Annotated in this window: 17 protein-coding genes; 9 read left to right on the plus strand and 8 right to left on the minus strand. The window is 72.3% G+C overall.

The genetic code is table 11. The features are described from left to right. Window positions 1-79 precede the first annotated feature (79 nt). Together ABTW72_RS21480 and metF are read right to left on the minus strand one after the other, a co-directional pair. Window positions 80-769 carry a CDP-alcohol phosphatidyltransferase family protein gene (locus ABTW72_RS21480; RefSeq protein ID WP_112582773.1) on the minus strand — a complete coding sequence of 230 codons (690 nt, stop codon included), beginning with the start codon at window positions 767-769 and terminating at the stop codon, window positions 80-82. A 44-nt stretch (window positions 770-813) separates the two neighbouring features. Next, entirely contained in the window at window positions 814-1,731 is a 918-nt protein-coding gene (gene metF / locus ABTW72_RS21485; RefSeq protein ID WP_112623915.1) for a methylenetetrahydrofolate reductase [NAD(P)H], read from the minus strand. 250 nt (window positions 1,732-1,981) lie between these two features. On the opposite strand from metF, the gene ABTW72_RS21490 reads away from it, so the two are divergent. Beyond that, window positions 1,982-2,371, plus strand: coding sequence for a helix-turn-helix domain-containing protein (locus ABTW72_RS21490; protein ID WP_350861257.1), 390 nt, complete (start codon window positions 1,982-1,984; stop codon window positions 2,369-2,371). 9 nt (window positions 2,372-2,380) lie between these two features. Further along, window positions 2,381-3,463, plus strand: a complete 1,083-nt coding sequence (locus tag ABTW72_RS21495) for a polyprenyl synthetase family protein (protein ID WP_350861259.1) — start codon at window positions 2,381-2,383, stop codon at window positions 3,461-3,463. Window positions 3,464-3,579: 116 nt separating this feature from the next. Here the strand turns inward: ABTW72_RS21495 and ABTW72_RS21500 are convergent, their stop codons facing one another. Then, window positions 3,580-3,969, minus strand: a complete 390-nt coding sequence (locus tag ABTW72_RS21500) for an Rv2175c family DNA-binding protein (RefSeq protein WP_091408069.1) — start codon at window positions 3,967-3,969, stop codon at window positions 3,580-3,582. A gap of 188 nt (window positions 3,970-4,157) precedes the next feature. Here ABTW72_RS21500 and pknB point away from each other — a divergent pair, with 188 nt between their 5' ends. Both pknB and ABTW72_RS21510 read left to right on the plus strand, forming a co-directional pair. Next, window positions 4,158-6,146, plus strand: coding sequence for a Stk1 family PASTA domain-containing Ser/Thr kinase (gene pknB, locus ABTW72_RS21505; protein WP_350861261.1), 1,989 nt, complete (start codon window positions 4,158-4,160; stop codon window positions 6,144-6,146). Then, a complete protein-coding gene (locus ABTW72_RS21510; protein ID WP_350861263.1) occupies window positions 6,146-7,015 on the plus strand; it encodes a deoxyribonuclease IV in 870 nt (289 codons plus the stop codon). Before pknB ends, ABTW72_RS21510 begins: the two co-directional genes overlap by 1 nt. A gap of 115 nt (window positions 7,016-7,130) precedes the next feature. Here ABTW72_RS21510 and ABTW72_RS21515 read toward each other — a convergent pair whose 3' ends face one another. The 4 genes from ABTW72_RS21515 to ABTW72_RS21530 form a co-directional block, all read right to left on the minus strand. Beyond that, the gene (locus ABTW72_RS21515) at window positions 7,131-8,171 is read right to left on the minus strand and encodes a threonine aldolase family protein (RefSeq protein WP_373861035.1); all 1,041 of its coding nucleotides are present in this window, start codon (window positions 8,169-8,171) and stop codon (window positions 7,131-7,133) included. A gap of 87 nt (window positions 8,172-8,258) precedes the next feature. After that, window positions 8,259-9,665, minus strand: coding sequence for a class II 3-deoxy-7-phosphoheptulonate synthase (locus ABTW72_RS21520; protein WP_091407607.1), 1,407 nt, complete (start codon window positions 9,663-9,665; stop codon window positions 8,259-8,261). A gap of 92 nt (window positions 9,666-9,757) precedes the next feature. After that, entirely contained in the window at window positions 9,758-10,261 is a 504-nt protein-coding gene (locus tag ABTW72_RS21525; protein ID WP_350861266.1) for a nuclear transport factor 2 family protein, read from the minus strand. A gap of 181 nt (window positions 10,262-10,442) precedes the next feature. Then, window positions 10,443-12,068, minus strand: a complete 1,626-nt coding sequence (locus ABTW72_RS21530) for a glycosyl hydrolase family 18 protein (RefSeq protein ID WP_350861268.1) — start codon at window positions 12,066-12,068, stop codon at window positions 10,443-10,445. Window positions 12,069-12,235: 167 nt separating this feature from the next. Here ABTW72_RS21530 and ABTW72_RS21535 point away from each other — a divergent pair, with 167 nt between their 5' ends. After that, complete coding sequence (locus ABTW72_RS21535) at window positions 12,236-12,727, plus strand: glutathione peroxidase (RefSeq protein WP_350861270.1); 492 nt, start codon at window positions 12,236-12,238, stop codon at window positions 12,725-12,727. A gap of 351 nt (window positions 12,728-13,078) precedes the next feature. Beyond that, on the plus strand, window positions 13,079-13,753 hold the full coding sequence (locus ABTW72_RS21540) for an NADPH-dependent F420 reductase (RefSeq protein ID WP_350861272.1): 675 nt from the start codon (window positions 13,079-13,081) through the stop codon (window positions 13,751-13,753). A gap of 32 nt (window positions 13,754-13,785) precedes the next feature. On the opposite strand, the gene ABTW72_RS21545 is transcribed toward ABTW72_RS21540, so the two are convergent. Then, entirely contained in the window at window positions 13,786-15,387 is a 1,602-nt protein-coding gene (locus tag ABTW72_RS21545) for a glycosyltransferase 87 family protein (RefSeq protein WP_350861274.1), read from the minus strand. A gap of 141 nt (window positions 15,388-15,528) precedes the next feature. Here ABTW72_RS21545 and ABTW72_RS21550 point away from each other — a divergent pair, with 141 nt between their 5' ends. From ABTW72_RS21550 to ABTW72_RS21560, 3 genes are all read left to right on the plus strand, one after another. Next, on the plus strand, window positions 15,529-16,200 hold the full coding sequence (locus ABTW72_RS21550) for a class I SAM-dependent methyltransferase (protein WP_350861276.1): 672 nt from the start codon (window positions 15,529-15,531) through the stop codon (window positions 16,198-16,200). 108 nt (window positions 16,201-16,308) lie between these two features. Beyond that, a complete protein-coding gene (locus ABTW72_RS21555; RefSeq protein WP_350861278.1) occupies window positions 16,309-17,178 on the plus strand; it encodes a DUF4397 domain-containing protein in 870 nt (289 codons plus the stop codon). Then, entirely contained in the window at window positions 17,175-17,852 is a 678-nt protein-coding gene (locus ABTW72_RS21560; protein WP_350861280.1) for a class F sortase, read from the plus strand. Before ABTW72_RS21555 ends, ABTW72_RS21560 begins: the two co-directional genes overlap by 4 nt. The last annotated feature ends 1 nt before the right edge of the window (window position 17,853 follow it).

A 17,853-nucleotide genomic window follows, 5' to 3' on the forward strand; every position in this document is an offset into this window, starting at 1 on the left:
GCCCGCTCCAGCCGGTGTCTGTCCCGGTGGGAGCCTGTTTCAGCCGGCGCCTGTTCGACCTGACGTCGGACTGGCCCGGTCAGTCCGCGTCGAGCAGGGCGCGGCGGATGCTGGAGAGCAGTTGCCCCAGGCCGAAACCGGCCAGCAGCACCCAGACCGCGGTCGCCATGGTGATGGTGCCGGCGGCCAGGTCCGGCTCGATCAGCCCGGCCAGCCCGGCGACCAGCAGGCCGGCCAGCGCCACGGAGACCCGGGTGGGGCGTTCGCCCACGGTCACCGCGCCGATCTCCCGCATGCCGGCGGCGACCGCCCTCGCCCGGACGTACTCGTGCAACCAGGACAGCGCGCCGCCCGCGACGACCAGCCCACCCGGCGCGCCCACCAGCCAGAACGCCAGCAGCCACGCCACCTCACCGAGCCGGTCGGCAACCGAGTCGTAGACGTAGCCGAGCCGGGTGGTGCGGCCGGTGGCGACCGCCACCGCACCGTCCACGCTGTCCGCCACGGCGGCGAGCAGCACGAACAGCGCGCCGAGGAACGGCCCGTCCCCCGGCCGGCCCACCAGCAACGGTACGCAGAAGCAGAGCAGCACCCCGGCCACGGTGACCGCGGTGGGGCTGACCCGCAGTCGACCCAGCACATATCCGACGTGGTACGCGAATCGCAGCCAGGCGCGCACCACCGGCGCCGCGACCCGAGGGTCGAACCCGCCGTGCAACCGCGCCCACGCAGTGGCGTACTGATCCCAGTTCAGCTGTGTGCCCACCACGGATCAACCGTCGTGCCGGGCAACAGGTGTCGCAGACGCGGCGTTCACACGCGGGCGCCGGCCTTCAGGTTCTGCCAGACCTCGCGGGTCGCGGTGGACCGGTTGAGGGTGATGAAGTGGATTCCCGGCACGCCCTCGTCCAGCAGCCGGCGGCACATCTCGCTGGCCTGCTCGATGCCGAGCCGGCGGACGGCGTCCGGGTCGTCGGCGACGCGTTCGAAGCGGGCCGCCAACGCCGGTGGAAACGGCGCACCGGACAGCTGCACGGACCGCTCGATGGTGCTGAACTGGGTCACCGGCATCACGCCGGCCAGGATCGGGGTGTCACAGCCGGCAGCGGCCACCCGGTCACGTAGTCGCAGGTAGTCGTCGGCGTCGAAGAACATCTGGGTGACCGCGAACTCCGCGCCGGCCCGACACTTGCGGACGAACTGGGCGGTGTCGCTGGCCACGTCGGGCGAGCGCGGGTGCTTGTACGGGAAGGCCGCCACGCCGACGCTGAAGTCACCGGCGTCGCGCACCAGCCGGACCAGGTCCTCGGCGTAGTCCACGCCCTCGGGGTGACGGATCCACTCACCGCCCGGGTTGCCCGGGGGGTCACCACGAACGGCCAGCACGTTGCGCACCCCCACCCCGGCGAGCCGGCCGACCACGTGCCGCAGCTCGGCGACGGAGTGGTTGACCGCGGTGAGGTGGGCCATCGGCAGCAGGGTGGTTTCGGTGGCGATCCGCTCGGTCACCGCCACGGTGGTGTCCCGGGTCGAGCCGCCGGCGCCGTACGTGATCGACACGAACGACGGGCGCAGCGACTCCAACTCGCGGATGGCCTGCCAGAGCAGCTGCTCCCCCGCCTCGGTCTTGGGCGGGAAGAACTCGAACGAGAAGGTCGGCTGGTGCTCACGGATGAGCTCCCCGATCGCCGGCTGCGGATTGGGGAGTGTCGAGGGAAGACCGAGCGCCACGACCCGACTCTAGCGGTCGATGGCACCAGGACCCAGGCCCTTCCCACCCCGACGGCCGGGCCGGCCCCCCCGCTTCCCGATCCGACGGGCGGGAAGGCGTCGTACCTCCGGGGTAGGAAGGGGTGGTGCGGGAGGGGCGGCGGGGGCGGCCCGGTGGCCCGCGCGGGGGTCAGCAACCGAGCGGTGCCGCTGGTCCCGCCCGTTCCGGGCGGGCCGGTCGGCGCCGCGCCGACGCCCGCCAGGAGGACAGATGATCCCGCCCGCACCGCCGCGTCCCGCGCAGCTCGGGCCGCTGCTGGCTCGCTGCCGACTCGACCGGGGCTGGAGCCAGCAGCGAGCCGCCGCCGAGTTGTGTGCCGCCGCGGGGGTGCCGACGCTGAGTCGGCACGAGGTTTCCCGGTGGGAACGACAGCGTCGCGTGCCGGGCGGGTTCTGGCTCGGCTGGCTCGCCGTCGTCCTGGACGTGCCGCTGGTGGTGCTCGCCGAGGCCGCCGCGGCCACCCGTCGGGCCGGCTCGGCACGGGCCACCGGGCCGGGCCGCGCCGCGGCGGCCGGCGCGCGACCGGCCGGGCGGACGGGTCCCGGCCGCACCGGCGGGACTACGCGTGGCGGTGAAGCACGAGCACGGACGACCGGCTAGCGTCGGGGCGTGACCCACGCTGCTCCCGTGTCCCCCGTCGACCGCGCCGGCCTGCGGCAGCGGGTCGACAAGGCTCTCACCGAGTTCCTGGCCGGCCAACGGGTCCGGCTCACCGCCGTGGACGACGCGCTGGGTCCGGTGGCCGAGGCGATCGAGGCGTTCGTGCTCGGCGGCGGCAAGCGGCTGCGCCCCGCGTTCGCGTACTGGGGGTTCCGGGGGGCCGGCGGGCTGGACGGCGACCAGGTGCTGACCGCCCTGGCCTCACTGGAGTTCGTCCAGGCCAGCGCCCTGATCCACGACGACCTGATGGACCGTTCCGACACCCGTCGCGGCGAGCCCGCGGTACACCGACGGTTCGCCACCCGGCACCGGGAGGCCGGCTGGGGCGGCGACCCGGACGGTTTCGGCGACGCCGCGGCCATCCTGCTCGGTGATCTGTGCCTGGTCTGGTCCGACGAGCTGCTGCACTCCGCCGGCCTGGACCTGTGGTCGTTGGCCCGGGCCCGGCCGGTCTTCGACGAGATGCGCACCGAGGTCACCATCGGGCAGTACCTCGACGTGCTGACACAGGTGACCGGGGACACCTCGGTGGAGCGGGCCAGCAAGGTTGCCCGGTACAAGTCCGCGAAGTACACCGTCGAGCGTCCGATGCTGCTCGGCGCCGCGCTGGCCGACGCGCCGGAGGACGTACGGACGGCCTACTCGGCGTACGGGCTGCCGCTGGGCGAGGCGTTCCAGCTCCGCGACGACGTGCTGGGGGTCTTCGGCGACCCGACGCTGACCGGCAAACCGGCCGGTGACGATCTACGCGAGGGCAAGCGCACCTACCTGGTGGCGGCGGCCGTGGAGGCCACCGACGACGCGGGCCGCGAGCTGCTGCTCGGCCGGCTCGGCGACCCGGAGCTGGACGAGCACGGGGTGGCCCGGCTCCGCGAGGTGATCTCGGGAAGCGGGGCGCTGGCCCGCACCGAACAGCGGATCGTGACACTCACCGACGCCGCCCTGGCCGCCCTGACCGCCGTCGACCTCGACACCGAGGCCCGCCAAGCCCTGGTAGACCTGGCCATAGCCGCAACCCGCCGATCCGACTAACCCCCCCACCCCCCAGGGTTGATCATGAGGTTGGCGAGTTTCGCCTCGGCGTGTCGCGCCGCCAACCTCATGATCAACGCGAGGAGGGGGGAGGCCCCGGGGGCGGGGACAGGGGGTTAGAAGCCTTGGGCTTGGGCTCGGCGTTTCACCTCGCGGGCCTGGTCGCCGGAGAGGGCGGCGGCTGGGGTGGCGCCGGGGAGGGTGTCGTCCGGCTCGTAGAGCCAGCGCAGGACGGCCTCGTCGTCGTAGCCGTTGTCGGCGAGCAGATTGAGCACGCCGGGCAGGTGCTTGAGCACGGTCTGGTTGGCAACCAGGTCCGCTGGGATCCGGCGGACGCCGTCACGGCGGACCGCCAGCAACTCCCGGTCACGGATCATCTGGTGCACCTTGCTGATCGACACGTCGAGGCGTTCGGCCACGTCGGGCAGGGTCAACCAGTCGGCCGGGTCGGTGGGGCCGGCGAGCTCCAGGCCGGGCGCGGCCTGGTCGGGTACGGGTTCGGTCACCCGACCACCCTGCCACGTTGCCGCCGCGACGAGCCACCGGCACCCCGGGAGGCCCACCTGCGTCCTCTTCCCTGATCGCCGCTGACCAGCGAACAAGGGGCCGGGAACGCGGCGGGACGGACCGGTTCGGCGTACCGCTGTAGCATCCTGTTCATCCTTCACCCCCTGGACACATAGACTGCCTGCCGATGGACACTCAGGTCGCCGACACGTTGCTGGGCTCGCTGATCGACGGGCGCTACCGCATCCGCGGTCGCGTGGCCCGTGGTGGCATGGCGACCGTGTACACCGCCACCGACGAACGCCTAGAGCGCACCGTCGCTGTCAAGATCATTCACCCGACCCAGGCGAGCGAGGCACGGGCCCGGATCGCCAACTTCGTGGCCCGGTTCACCGACGAGGCGAAGACCATCGCCCGGCTGACCCACCCGAACGTGGTGGCGGTCTACGACCAGGGCACGCACGCCGGCCTGCCGTACCTGGTGATGGAGTACGTCCGTGGCCGCACGCTGCGTGACGTGCTGGCCGAGCGACGCCGGCTCAACCCGGACGAGGCGCTGGCCATCGCCGAGCAGATGCTCGCGGCGATCGCCGCCGCGCACCGGGCCGGTCTCGTGCACCGCGACGTCAAACCGGAGAACGTGCTGGTCGCGGAGGCGCCGACCGGTGGCGTCGCCAACCTGGTCGACAGCGTCGTGAAGGTGGCCGACTTCGGGCTGGCCCGGGCGGTCGAGGCGAGCGCCGACGAGGAGCAGGGCAACCAGCTGATGGCCACCGTGGCGTACGTCGCCCCGGAACTGGTCACCGAGGGCCGCGCCGATCCGCGCACCGACGTCTACTCGGCCGGCATCGTGCTGTTCGAGATGCTCACCGGCCGGGTGCCGTACGACGGGGACCGCCCGGTGGACGTCGCCTGGCAGCACGTCGACCGGGACGTGCCGGCGCCCTCGACGCTGGTGCCGGGCCTGCCGTCGGTCCTCGACGACCTGGTGCAGCGGGCCACCCGGCGTGATCCGGAAGCGCGGCCCGCAGACGCCGGCGCGTTGTTGGCCGAGGTGCAGGTGGCCCGGGATCGTCTGGGCGACGCCAACAGCCACACCGCCGTACTCCGCCCGGTCAGTGACGCACCGTCGCTCTCCCAGCCGACCATGATGGTCGCGACGGTCCAGCCGCCCAACCGCCCGTCGTGGGCACGACTGCCCGAGGGCGCCAGCAGCCAGGGGCCGGGGCGACGTCGGGCCGCCCCGGAGCCGGCGGAGGGCCTGGGCGCCCGGCTCGCCGCGCTGCGCAGCACGGTGCTGAGCAACCCCCGTGGCCGGCTGGCCGTCGCGGCCGTGGTCGTGACGCTGGGCCTGGTGGCCGCGCTCGGGGGTTGGTGGTTCGGCGTCGGCCGCTACACGGACGCTCCGCAACTGGTGAGCCTGAGCAAGGCCGAGGCGCAGGCACAGGCCGACCGCACCGGGCTTCTCGTCAAGTACGCTGAGCCGCGCTTCGACGAGAAAGCTCCGAAGGACAGCGTGCTGGAGCAGAGCCCGGCGTCCGCTGCCAAGATCGTCAAGGGTGGCACGATCACCCTGACCCTCTCCCTCGGCCCGGAGCGTTTCCCCGTACCGGACGTGATCGGCAAGGAGTTCGAGCTCGCCGAGGCGGACCTGGTCAACGTGAAGCTGGTGGTGGCCAAGGGCACCCCCCGTTACGACGACAGCCTGCCGGCCGGGGTCGTGGTGGACAGCTCCCCCAAGGTGGGCACCGAGGTCAAACCAGGTGCGAAGATCACCCTCATCCTGAGCCGGGGCAGGGCGCCGGTGACGGTGCCGAACCTGGTCGGCAAGAGCCTGACCGACGCCCGGACGGCCCTGGCCCAGCTCAACCTGGTGCTGAAGGAGACCTACAAGGACTCCGACAAGCCGAGGGACGAGATCCTCGGCCAGAGCCCGGCCGATGGCGCCGGCGTGGAGAAGGGCACCGAGGTCAAGCTGGACGTCAGCAAGGGGCCACCGCTGGTCGCCATGCCGCGGGTGATCGACCTGCCATGCCAGCAGGCCAAGCAGGCGTTGGAGGGTCAGGGCTTCCCGGTGACGATGGCGATCAACCCGAACGCCGTGGTCCGGCTCCAGCTCCCGGGCGAAAATTCGCAGGTGGCACCCGGCACCCCGGTCACACTGACGTGCTTCTGATGCCGACGGTCTCCTCGCGGCCGGTGGGCACGCACACTCCGACCTCGGGCGGGCTGGCGAAGGCTGCCCTGCCGTACGCCGACGCGACCGGTGCGCAGGTGGTGCAGGTCTACGTCTCCAACTCGCGAGGCTGGGCACTGCCCAACGGCGACCCGGTGCAGGACGCCCTGTTCCGCGACGGTTGCGCCGAGCGGGGCATTCCCGCGTTCATCCACGCCGCGCTGCTGGTCAACCTCGGCTCGCCCACCCCGGCAACTGTCGAGAAGTCGGGCGAGACGCTGGCGCACGCGCTGCGCAGGGGCGTGGCGATCGGCGCGCGGGGGGTGGTGTTCCACGCGGGCAGTTCGGTGGACGAGGGGCACGCCGAGGCGGCGATGCGACAGGTCCGCGAGGTGTTGCTGCCGCTGCTCGACTGGGCTGCCGACGCTGGCGGGCCGATGTTGCTGGTCGAGCCGAGCGCCGGCGGCGGCCGGTCACTGGCCTCCCGGGTGGAGCAGCTCGGGCCCTACCTGGACGCGGTGGACGGGCACCCCATGCTCGGGGTCTGCTTCGACACCTGCCACGCCTGGGCGGCCGGCCACGACCTGGCGGCCGAGGGCGGCATGACGGCGACCCTGGACACCCTGGTGGCCACTGTCGGCGCGGACCGGCTGCGGCTGGTCCACGCCAACGACTCGAAGGATCTGTGCGGCTCCACCCGGGATCGGCACGAGAACATCGGCAAGGGCAGCATCGGCGAGCCCGCCTTCGCCGAGCTGATGGCGCACCCGGCGACCGCTGGCGTCCCGATCGTCGTGGAAACCCCGAGCGAGAAGCACGTGGGCCACGCCGCCGACATCGCCACCCTCAGCCGCCTGTCCCACCCCTGACCCCCACCTTGGTGATCAAGAGGTTTGCGTCACCCGGCGACCGGAATCTGACGCGAACCTCTTGATCACCGAGGTGAACGGCGGGTGGGGGCGGGTGGGCGGGGTGGGGTGGGGTTCAGGCTGCGGCGAGGATGCGGGGTAGGGCTGCCAGGGCGCGGTCGATGTCCGCGTCACTGAGGCCCAGGTGGGTGACCAGGCGGGCGGTACGGGGGCCGAGCACCGAGATCAGTACGCCCTCGGCCCGCGCCGCGGCGGCCAGGGCCCGGGCGTCCAGGGTGTGCTTGGTGAGGTCCAGCGCGACCAGGTTGGTACGGACCGTGGTGGCCAGCACACCGAACGGCGCGACGGCCTCGGCGAGCCGGGCCGCCTTCGCGTGGTCGTCGGCCAACCGGTCGATGTGCTGCGCGAGCGCGTACCGACCGGCGGCGGCGAGAATGCCGGCCTGGCGCATGCCCCCGCCCATCCGCTTGCGGATCAGCCGGGCACGCTCGATCTTCTCCGCGCTGCCCACCACCAGCGAACCGACCGGCGCGCCGAGGCCCTTGGAGAGGCACACCGACAGCGTGTCGAAGAGCCGGCCGTACTCGATCAGCGGCACCTGGTCGGCGACGTGCGCGTGCCAGATCCGGGCGCCGTCACAGTGCAGCGCGACGCCCGCCTCGTCAGCGACCCCGCGCAGATCCCGCAGGGTCGCCAGCGGAATCACCCCGCCGCCGCCCCGATTGTGGGTCTGCTCGACGGCGATCGCGCGGGTGGGAACGGCGAAGTAACCGTCCGGCCGGATCATCCCGGCCACCACCTCCGGGTCGATGTCCGCGCCCACCGCGGGCCAGGTCCGCGAGGAGATCCCGCCGTACGCGGCGGCGGCGCCGATCTCGTACGTGACCACGTGCGCGTCGGCGTCGCAGAGCAACTCCTCGGCGGGCGACACCAGCAGTTGCAGGGCGATCTGGTTCGCCATCGAACCACTCGGGGCGAACAGCGCCGCCTCGTGCCCGAACAACGCGGCGACCTCGGCCTCCAGCGCGTTGACGCTCGGGTCCTCGCCGTAGACGTCGTCACCGACCTCAGCGGCGGCCATCGCCTCCCGCATCCCGGCGGTGGGTCGGGTCACCGTGTCGGACCGCAGGTCCACGAACAGATCAGGCACTGTCATCCTCTCAACTGCCGACTGCGGGCTGACACGCTCACCCTCGCGTCAACCATGGTCGTCCTCTGACTTGCCGGCTGCGGGCTCGCAAGCTCAGCCACGCAGCATTTCCGCTACGAGGAAGGCCAACTCCAACGACTGCTGGGTGTTCAGTCGCGGGTCGCAGGCGGTCTCGTACCGGTCGGGCAGGTCGAGATCCTCGATCCCCTGGGCGCCGCCGAGGCACTCGGTGACGTCCTCGCCGGTCAACTCGACGTGCAGGCCGCCGGGGTGGGTGTCCAGCCCCCGGTGCACCTCGAAGTAGCCGAGCACCTCGTCGACGATGCGGTCGAAGTGCCGGGTCTTGTAGCCGTTGGACGATTCGTGCGTATTGCCGTGCATCGGGTCGCACTGCCAGACCACCTTGGCCCCGGCGGCGGTGACCTTGGCGACGATCGGCGGCAGCGCGTCGCGTACCCGGTGGTTGCCCATCCGGCTGATCAGGGTGAGCCGCCCGGGGATGTTGTCCGGGTTGAGCTTCTCGCACAACTCGATCGCCTCGTCCGGGGAGGTGGTCGGGCCGAGCTTGACCCCGATCGGGTTGGCGATCCGGGAGATGAAGTCGATGTGCGCCCCGCTGATCTGCCGGGTGCGCTCGCCGATCCAGAGGAAGTGCCCGGACAGCCCGTACGCCCGACGGTCGGAGACCCGGGTGAGCGCCCGGTCGTACTCCAGGGCCAGGGCCTCGTGGGAGCAGTAGAGCGTGACGGTGCGCAGCGCCTCGTCGTCGGTCATGCCGCAGGCCCGGATGAAGGCCAGCGCCCGGTCGATCTCCCGGGCGATCGCCTCGTAACGCTCCCCCGCCGGGGAGTTCTTCACGAAGCCCTTGTTCCAGTCGTGCACGGCGTGCAGGTCGGCGAGCCCGCCGGCGAGGTACGCCCGGAGCATGTTCATCGCGGCCGCCGAGTTCGCGTACGCGCGGATCATGCGCTGCGGGTCGGCGACCCGGGCGGCCGGGTCGGCCTCCAGCGAGTTGATCATGTCGCCGCGGTACGCGGGCAGCCCGCGCGCGTCGGTCGGCAGCGAGCGGGGCTTGGTGTACTGCCCGGCGACCCGGGCGACCTTGACCACCGGCAGCGACGCGCCGTAGGTGAGCACGATCGCCATCTGGAGCAGGGTGCGGGCGTTGGCCAGCAGGTGGCTCTCGGTGTTGTCCACGAACGTCTCGGCGCAGTCACCACCCTGCAGCAGGAACGCCTTGCCCTCGCAGACCAGGGCGAGCTTCTGCCGGAGCTGGTCCACCTCGTAGGGCGCGACGACCGACGGCACGGTGTCGAGGACCTTGCAGACCGCGGCCACGGCGGCCGGGTCGGACCACGGCGGAACCTGCTCGCGGGGCAGCTCCCGCCATCGGTCCAGACCGAGCGCGGCGTCCTCGGCGGAGTCGATGGTCGGTCGGCTGGTCTGCAGGCCCGGGCTGCCCACCGCGGGATGGCTCAGCTGATGCCACTCATGGCGCATGACAGAAAGCGTACGGCGACGGTCGGGGTGACCGGGCGGCGAGGGGGACGGTTCCGGCAGATGGGAGATCAATCCGCCGAGCGCTGGTCAGATCACTCGGGCACGAAGACGCCGGTCGGCGACGGCGCAGCGGGCGCGGTGCCCGGCGCTTCGCCGGCGATGCACCAGTCGCTTCCGTCCCGGGTGACGGTGAAGACCAACGGCCGGATGACGGTGCGCTTGCCGACCGCGACCGAGACCGAGACGCGGACCTCCTGCCCGAGCGGACCGGACCGGATGTCCGTGATGGCCGCCTCCGGCACCTGGAAGTGGTCGGCGAAGTCACCGTTGGGGCCGGTGGCGCCCAGGTCGAAGCCGTCGTGCAGCAGAGCGCAGAGCTGGCTGCGGCCGGCGGCGACGTCCTTGGCCGCCATCGCGTCGAGGTACGCCTGCACGCGCTCGCGGGAGCGGGTGGCGGCCTCCTCGGCGGGGGCTCGGGCCGGCTTGGCGGCGGACTTCTCCTCGTCCTCGCCACCGATCCCGCAGCCGGCCAGGGCAACCGGCAGCAGCATCAGCCCGGCGGCGGTCGCCGCCAGCCTGCGGTGGGTCGGGCGCATGATCACCTCCGTCGGCGGTGAGATCGAGACGTGCCGAGCCGCGAGTCTGCCACATCCGGCTGACCGAGCCCAACGGCGGCGGCCCGGCCGACGCTGGGCGTCGACCGGGCCGCTGGGTCACGGGCGGGAAGGGACGGTGCGGGCCCCTTCCCGCCGTGTGGGTGGTGCGTCGGCCCTCGGCTCAGCCGAGACCGCCCTTGATGGCGCCGATGAGCTCGCCGTTGCTCGTGTCACCGGAGAGCTCCCAGAAGAACGCGCCACCGAGGCCCTGGTTGTTCGCGTACGTCATCTTGCCGTTGATGGTCGACGGGGTGTCGTAGCTCCACCAGTTGCTGCCGCACTTGGCGTACGCGGTGCCGGCGATCGTGCCGGTGGCCGGGCAGGTGTTCTTGAGGACCTTGTAGTCCTCGATGCCGGCCTCGTAGGTGCCCGGCGCCGCGCCGGTGGCGCTGCCACCCGGAGCGGCCTGGGTGACACCGGTCCAGCCCCGACCGTAGAAGCCGATGCCGAGCAGCAGCTTGTTGGCCGGGACGCCCTTGCTCTTGAGCTTCTGGATCGCCGCGTCGGAGTTGAAGCCCTGCTGCGGGATGCCGGTGTACGAGGTGAGCGGCGAGTGCGGTGCCGTCGGACCCTGGGCGGCGAAGGCGCCGAAGTAGTCGTAGGTCATCGGCATCAGCCAGTTGAGGTTGCCGATGGCGCCGGCGTAGTCGGTGGCGTCGATCTTGCCGCCATTGCTGCCGTCCGCGGTGATGGCGGCGGTGACCAGGGCGCTGGACCCGAACTTCGACCGCAACGCGCTGATCACGTTCTTGAACGCGTTCGGGCCGCTGCTGTCACAGCTCAGACCGCAGGCGTTGGGGTACTCCCAGTCGACGTCGATGCCGTCGAAGACGTCCGCCCAGCGCGGGTCCTCGACCAGGTTGTAGCAGCTCTCGGCGAACGCGGCCGGGTTCTGCGCGGCCTGGGTGAAGCCGCCGGACCAGGTCCAGCCACCGAACGACCAGATCACCTTGAGGTGCGGGTTCAGCTGCTTGAGCTTGCGCAGCTGGTTGAAGCTGCCGCGCAGCGGCTGGTCCCACGTGTCGGCGACGCCGTCCACGCTGTCCGCCGCGGTGTACGCCTTCTCGTAGTCGGCGTAGCTGTCACCGATGGCGCACCGACCGCCCGTGGTGTTGCCGAAGGCGTACAGGATGTGGGTCAGCTTGGCGGCCGACCCGCTGGTCTGGATGTTCTTGACGTGGTAGTTGCGCCCGTAGACGCCCCACTCGGCGAAGTAGCCGACGACCTTCTTGCCACCCGTGTTCGGCGGCGGTGTGGTGGGCGGTGGCGTGGTCGGCGGTGGCGTGGTGGGCGGGGTGGTGGTGGGTGGCGTCGTGGTCGGCGGGGTCGTGGTCGGCGGGGTGGTCCCGCCGCCGCACGCGGCACCGTTGATGGTGCAGTTCAGCGGTGCCTTGTAGGCGCCGCTGCCGTTGTAGCCCCAGCTGAACGAGGCGCCGGGGGCGATGCCGCCGGCCCAGCTCTTCTTGACCGCGACGTAGTGGTTGCCGCTGCTGGTGACGTCGGCGTCCCACGCGCTGCTGATGGTGGTGCCCGACGGCAGGTCGAACTCGATGCGCCAGGTGGTGACCGTGGCGCTGGAGCCGTTGGTGACGGTCACCCTCGTCTCGTGACCGGTCCCCCAGTCCTGCGCCTTGGTGAAGGTGGTGGTGACCGTGCCGGCGCCGAACGCGGTGGTGACCGGCACCGCTGCGACGGTCACGGCGACCACGGCACCGGCCCAGAGGGCCCGGCGGAGCGATCTTTTCATGAGGCGTCTCCCGAACTGTTAGGAAACTTTCCAAAAGAGATGGTGAGACGGTACTCACGCCGTCATCAGTTCGTCAAGATGCGCATGTTTCGATTTCTCCTGGTGCACGGAGTGCATACGCTGCGCCCACACCGGGCTGGCACCCGACGGGCGCGTAGCCTCGGCCCATGACCGTCTTCGACATCCCGATCGACGCCCTCAACGGCGGCCCCGCCGACCTGGCCCGCTACCGCGGCAAGGCGTTGCTGGTCGTCAACGTGGCCTCCCGCTGCGGCCTCACCCCGCAGTACGCGGGCCTCCAGACGCTCGCCGACTCCTACGCCGACCAGGGCCTCGTGGTGCTCGGGGTGCCGTGCAACCAGTTCGCCGGGCAGGAGCCGGGCAGCGCCGCCGAGATCAGCGACTTCTGCCAGGTCAACTACGGGGTCACCTTCCCGCTGACCGAGAAGGTCGACGTCAACGGCCCCGACCGGCACCCGCTCTACGCCGCGCTCGTGGACACCCCGGACGCCGACGGGCACACCGGTGACGTGCGCTGGAACTTCGAGAAGTTCCTGGTGGCCCCGGACGGCTCGGTCGCCGCCCGCTTCGCCCCCACTGTCGAGCCCGGCTCCGAGGACCTGCGCGCGGCCATCGAAAAGACCCTCCCCACGTCCTGACGCCCCCGGGCGCTCCACGGCGGCGCCTTGATCGCGCTCGACCATGGATCTAGTGGCCTCCCGGCTCTCGGATGCCGCTACATCCCGGATCGAGCGCGATCTTGCCGGGCCCGCGCCGCAGGACACCCGGCGGTGCAGCGCCCACCCCGGAGAGTGGCACGTCCCTGGAGAGCCGGTCGGCGACCAGCGTGGGCAGTACGTTGTGCTGGACGGGCTCGCGGCACCACCCCAGGCCTACGCCGGGACGGCGAAGGTCGCGAGCAGCCGGATCAGCCGCCCGGCGGCGGACAACCGAATAACCCACCAGCCTGGTCGGGAATGCGTCGCGGGTGGACGGAGTTGGGAACGAGCATGACAACTGTGGGACTGATCGGCAGTGGCAACATCGGCGGCACCGTGGCCAGGCTGGCCGTCGACGCCGGCTACGACGTGGTGCTGAGCAACTCGCGGGGCCCGGAGACCCTCACCGACCTGGTGGAGACCCTGGGCGAGCACGCCAGCGCCGGCACCACGCAGGACGCGGCGCAGGTCGGCGACCTGGTGGTGGTCAGCGTGCCGCTGAAGGCGTACCGGGCGGTGCCCGTGGAACCGCTGGCCGGCAAGGTCGTCATCGACACCAACAACTACTACCCGCAGCGCGATGGCACCTTCCCGGAGCTGGACTCCGGCGAGACCACCAGCAGCGAGTTGCTCCAGCGGCACCTGCCGGGCTCCCGGGTGGTCAAGGTCTTCAACAACATCTACTTCAAGGGCCTGGCCGCGCTCCCCCGGCCGACCGGCGCGGCCGACCGCAGCGCCCTCGCGATCGCCGGCGACGACGCCGCCGCGAAGGCCGAGGTGACCGCCTTCCTGGACCGGATCGGCTACGACACGGTGGACGTCGGCCCGCTGGCCGAGGGGTGGCGCTACCAGCCGGACACCCCGGCGTACGGCACGCTCTACTCCGCCAGCCCGACCGACTGGGAGCACCCGGCCCCGGGCGACGCCGCGAAGCTGCGCGCCGCCCTGGCCGCCGCCACCCGCTGAGCAACGCCAGCCGCCGTCCTCCCCACGATCGCCTACCGGGTGGTCGTGCGGAGGGCGGTGGCGAGTTCGTCGTCGTAGCTGGCGATCGGCTGCCCATCCGCGGCGTACGCGACGAGCCGACCGTGGGCCATCGTCGCCGACCGGAACGAGAAGGTACGCGAACCCGGGTACGCGGCGAGCAGCGGAATGGCCCGGGGTGCTCCACCCGGTGCGGAGTAGTACTCCAGGCGGGTCACCTGCGGGGAGACCACGCCGTTGACCCGAACCTTGGTCTTCTCGGCGCGGGTGCCGAAGGTGACCGGCGCGTCGGTGGCGTATTCCGCGCATTCGGCCGGACCACGGCAGACGAAGAAGTATCGCGGGTTGACCACGTCGTCGAGGGTGTACGCCTTGAAGGTGGGGTCGGCTCCGGCCGGCAGCGGCTGCACGGCGAAGAACGCGACCGCCACCGTGGCCGTGACGCCCACCCGCAGCCAGGCACGGCCGGCGGCCGGTCGTCTGCTCGTGCGCTGGGCGGCGACGGCGACACCGCCGAAGCCGACGAGGCACAGGAGGCACACCCCGACGGCACGGGCGTTCTCGAAGAGGAACTGCACCCCCGGTCGCGTCGAGACCGGGCTGAGCACCGCGCCCAACGAGACGACCATGGCGGCGAGCAGTGCCGCGCCGGCGGCCCGCTGGGTGACGCCGGACGCGCCGATCAGCAGCATCGCGGCGAGCACCGGCCACACCTGGTGGTGGGTCCAGGACACCGGGGACGCGGCCACGGTGGCGCAGCCGACGAGCACGGCGGCGTGCCCGGGACGGGCCTGCCGCGCCAGCTGCCGGGCCCGGAGCAGCGCCGCCACGCAGATCAGTGCCACCAGGGCGGCCCAGAGCACTGGCAGCGCCGTCTCCTCGACGCCGACGCGCAGCAACATGCCGTGCAGGGACTGGTTGCCCAACGAGGACAGATTGCCGATGCGGGAGGTCTGTCGCACTGTCTCGGTCCAGTAGGACCAACTCTCCCGGGGCAGCACGATCGCGGCGACCCCCGCGCAGGCCACGAACGCGACCGCCGACCGGCCGGCGTCACGGTAGCGCCCGACAGCGAGGAAATAGACCACGAACAGCAGCGGGGTGAGCTTGATCGCCGCGGCCACCCCGACCAGCGTCCCGCGCAGTCGGGGTGGGACGAAGCCCAGCCCGTCGAGCAGGGCCATCAACACGATGAAGATGCTGACCTGCCCGAAGCGTAGGTTGCTCTGCACCGGCGCGGAGAGCATCAGCACGGTGGCCGCAAGCGCCACGACGAGCGGGCGCCGGGAATGTCGGGTGGTCAGCGCGACACCCACCGACCCGGCGATGGCGACGACCGCCGCGCACGTCGCCACCAGCCAGATCCCCTGGAGTGCGCCCTCGCTGACGGCGGTGATCGGCCACAGCACGAGAGCGGCGAACGGCGGATAGGTGAACGGACCGCCGTTCTCCGCCACATATCCGTACAGCGGCTTGCCGGCGTGCAGGTCGGCCAGCGCACCGTAGTAGATGTGCAGGTCGGAGAGGCGATCCGGACGGCGTAGAACGAGCACACAGGACACCAGCGCGGCGACGACGAAGGCCGCCCACGCCAGCGCCACCCGGCGATCCCGCATCGCCCGAGAATAGGCGACCGTCCCGGTCCGTGTGGGTCCCGTGACGGCAGACTCGGGGCCTCGGGCGGGTCAGGTCAGCTCCACGTCTGCCCTCGGAAGAACGGGTGTCGCGGGTTGGGTGTCGATTCGTAGCCTCAGCGAATGGGAACGGTGAGCGGCCCGGCGTACGACGCCCACGCGGACTGGTACGAGGGCTTCATCTCCGGCGGCGGCGACTATCTGCGGCGGGTGCACGCGACGGTGGCGGACCTGCTCGGCGCGGGCGAGGGTCCCTGCCTCGACATCTGCTGCGGTACCGGCGCGCACGCCTCGGTGCCGGCGGGCCTGGGTTGGACGCCGGTGGGCGTGGACCTGTCCGGCGGGCAGTTGCGGCACGCGCGAGGACGGTTGCCGGTGGTCCGAGGTGACGCGGGTGCCCTGCCGGTCGCCGACGCGTCGCTGCCGGCCGCGATGTGCGTGCTGGCCAGCACCGACCTGCCCGACTACCCGGCCGTGCTGCGCGAGGTCGCCCGGGTGCTGCGCCCCGGCGGACGTTTCGTGCACGTGGGTGTGCACCCGTGTTTCGTGGGCGCGTTCGCCGACTGGAGTCAGCATCCGCGTGTCGTCGTCGACGCGCGGTACGCCGACCGGTCGCACAGCTTCGACAGTTGGAACGCCAGCGGCGTGCGGGTACGGGTGGGTGCCTGGCACCTCCCCCTCACCGATCTGATCAACGCGGCCGTGGTCGTCGGCCTGCGGCTGGTCCGGGTCGTCGAGGCGGGCCCGGGCGGAGTCCCCGACCTGTTCGGCCTCCTCGCCCTCCGCGATCGGTAACCACAGCTCACAGAAACATCGCTGTGGCAACTTGCGCCGCAGTCCTGTTCACGGGACCCTGTTCTCTGGGTTGCCGCCCGCTCACCGAACGTGTCCCCCGGAGGCGACATGCACACGCTCCGTACCGTGCCCCGCCGGCTGCTGGCCGGCTCCGGCGCGCTCCTGCTCGGCACCGCCCTCGCCACCGCCGCCGCGCCGGTCCCGGCGAACGCCGCGACCGGCGCGGACACCGTCGGATACGTCCGGCTCGCGCACCTGTCCCCGGACACCCCGGCGGTGGACGTCTACCTCGCCGCGCCGGGCGCGGCTAAGCCGCAGGTCTTCCCCGGGGTCGGTTACGGCGTGGTCTCCGACTACCTCGAACTCGCCCCGGGCCGGTACGCGGTGGCCATGCGCGAGGCCGGCGCCCCCGCGAGCGACCCACCGGTGCTCACCACCGAGGTCGCGGTGACCAGCGGCGACGCCTTCACGGTGGCCGGTGTCGGCCGGCACGCCGACCTCGGCCTGCGGGTGCTCAACGACGATCTCAGCGCCCCCACCGACGGCCGCGCCAAGGTGCGGGTCATCCAGGCGTCGGTGCGGACCCCGGTGCTCGACGTGGCCGCCGCCGACGGTCCGATGATCGCCGACGCGGTGCAGTTCGCCACCACGACCGACTACCAGCAGGTCGAACCGGGCAGTTGGCGGCTGAAGCTGACGGGTGCCGGCGGGCCGAGCACCGACGCGGAGGTGCGGCTCACCGGCGGCGCTGTCTACTCACTGCTGGTGCTCGACGCGAAACAGGGCGGGCTCACCGCCGAGCTGCGCCGCGACGCCGAGGGCGGCACCGTCGTCCCGGCCGGCGGGGTGGACACCGGCGCAGGTGGCACCGCCGGGGCCGGGCTCGACGCGTACCCCCTGGTGGCCGGCGGTCTGGCCGCGGCGGCCGGCGCGGTCGCCCTGCTGCTCTGGCGTCGGCGGCGGCGCACCACCTGGTGAGCGCCGGCCCGGACCCGTCGATCCGGCGGCACCGTGACCGCCGGATACCGCTGGCCGCGCTGGTCGCGGCCGGCGCGGCGGTCTGCCTGGCCGCGGGCACCGGGGTCGGGCTGGCCACCACCGGCCCACCACCGCCGGTGGTGAGCTGGCACCCCGGCTGCGGCGACGACTGCCCGTCGATGGCCGCCGCGCCCACGCCACACGGTCCACCCACGCGGGTACGCGTACCGCGCATCGACGTCGACTCACCGCTCACCGTGCTGGGTCTGGACCGCACCGGCGCGTTGGTTCCGCCGACCGACTTCCACACCGCCGGCTGGTACGGCGGCGGCCCGGCCCCGGGCGACACCGGCCCGGCCGTACTCGCCGGGCACCTGGACTCACGACGCGGCCCGGCGGTGTTCGCCCGGCTCGGCGAGCTACGGCCCGGCGACCTGGTGGAGGTGTGGCGCGGCGGGCAGCGGTTGCCGTTCCGGGTGACCGGGTCGCTGCGTACCCGCAAGGAGCAGTTTCCGACTGCCGTGGTCTACGGCCCGACTCCCGGCGCGGAGCTGCGCCTGGTCACCTGCGGAGGCGACTTCGATCGGCGGCGGGGCCACTACCTCGACAACGTGGTGGTGTTCGCGGTGATCGAGGCCCCCGACCCGGTCCTGCCGACGTCCGCCGCAGGCTGAG

Origin of the sequence: Micromonospora sp. NPDC127501, assembly GCF_040302185.1 — a bacterium.
In the GTDB taxonomy this organism is placed as follows: domain Bacteria; phylum Actinomycetota; class Actinomycetes; order Mycobacteriales; family Micromonosporaceae; genus Micromonospora.

What these genes read in the sequence shown, in the direction of transcription:
- ABTW72_RS21490 (WP_350861257.1), top strand. Translation starts at nt 1,982, where the DNA reads ATGATCCCGCCCGCACCGCCGCGTCCCGCGCAGCTCGGGCCGCTGCTG.
- pknB (WP_350861261.1), top strand. Translation starts at nt 4,158, where the DNA reads ATGGACACTCAGGTCGCCGACACGTTGCTGGGCTCGCTGATCGACGGG.
- ABTW72_RS21510 (WP_350861263.1), top strand. Translation starts at nt 6,146, where the DNA reads ATGCCGACGGTCTCCTCGCGGCCGGTGGGCACGCACACTCCGACCTCG.
- ABTW72_RS21515 (WP_373861035.1), bottom strand. Translation starts at nt 8,171, where the DNA reads ATGACAGTGCCTGATCTGTTCGTGGACCTGCGGTCCGACACGGTGACC.
- ABTW72_RS21520 (WP_091407607.1), bottom strand. Translation starts at nt 9,665, where the DNA reads ATGCGCCATGAGTGGCATCAGCTGAGCCATCCCGCGGTGGGCAGCCCG.
- ABTW72_RS21525 (WP_350861266.1), bottom strand. Translation starts at nt 10,261, where the DNA reads ATGCGCCCGACCCACCGCAGGCTGGCGGCGACCGCCGCCGGGCTGATG.
- ABTW72_RS21530 (WP_350861268.1), bottom strand. Translation starts at nt 12,068, where the DNA reads ATGAAAAGATCGCTCCGCCGGGCCCTCTGGGCCGGTGCCGTGGTCGCC.
- ABTW72_RS21535 (WP_350861270.1), top strand. Translation starts at nt 12,236, where the DNA reads ATGACCGTCTTCGACATCCCGATCGACGCCCTCAACGGCGGCCCCGCC.
- ABTW72_RS21540 (WP_350861272.1), top strand. Translation starts at nt 13,079, where the DNA reads ATGACAACTGTGGGACTGATCGGCAGTGGCAACATCGGCGGCACCGTG.
- ABTW72_RS21545 (WP_350861274.1), bottom strand. Translation starts at nt 15,387, where the DNA reads ATGCGGGATCGCCGGGTGGCGCTGGCGTGGGCGGCCTTCGTCGTCGCC.
- ABTW72_RS21550 (WP_350861276.1), top strand. Translation starts at nt 15,529, where the DNA reads ATGGGAACGGTGAGCGGCCCGGCGTACGACGCCCACGCGGACTGGTAC.
- ABTW72_RS21555 (WP_350861278.1), top strand. Translation starts at nt 16,309, where the DNA reads ATGCACACGCTCCGTACCGTGCCCCGCCGGCTGCTGGCCGGCTCCGGC.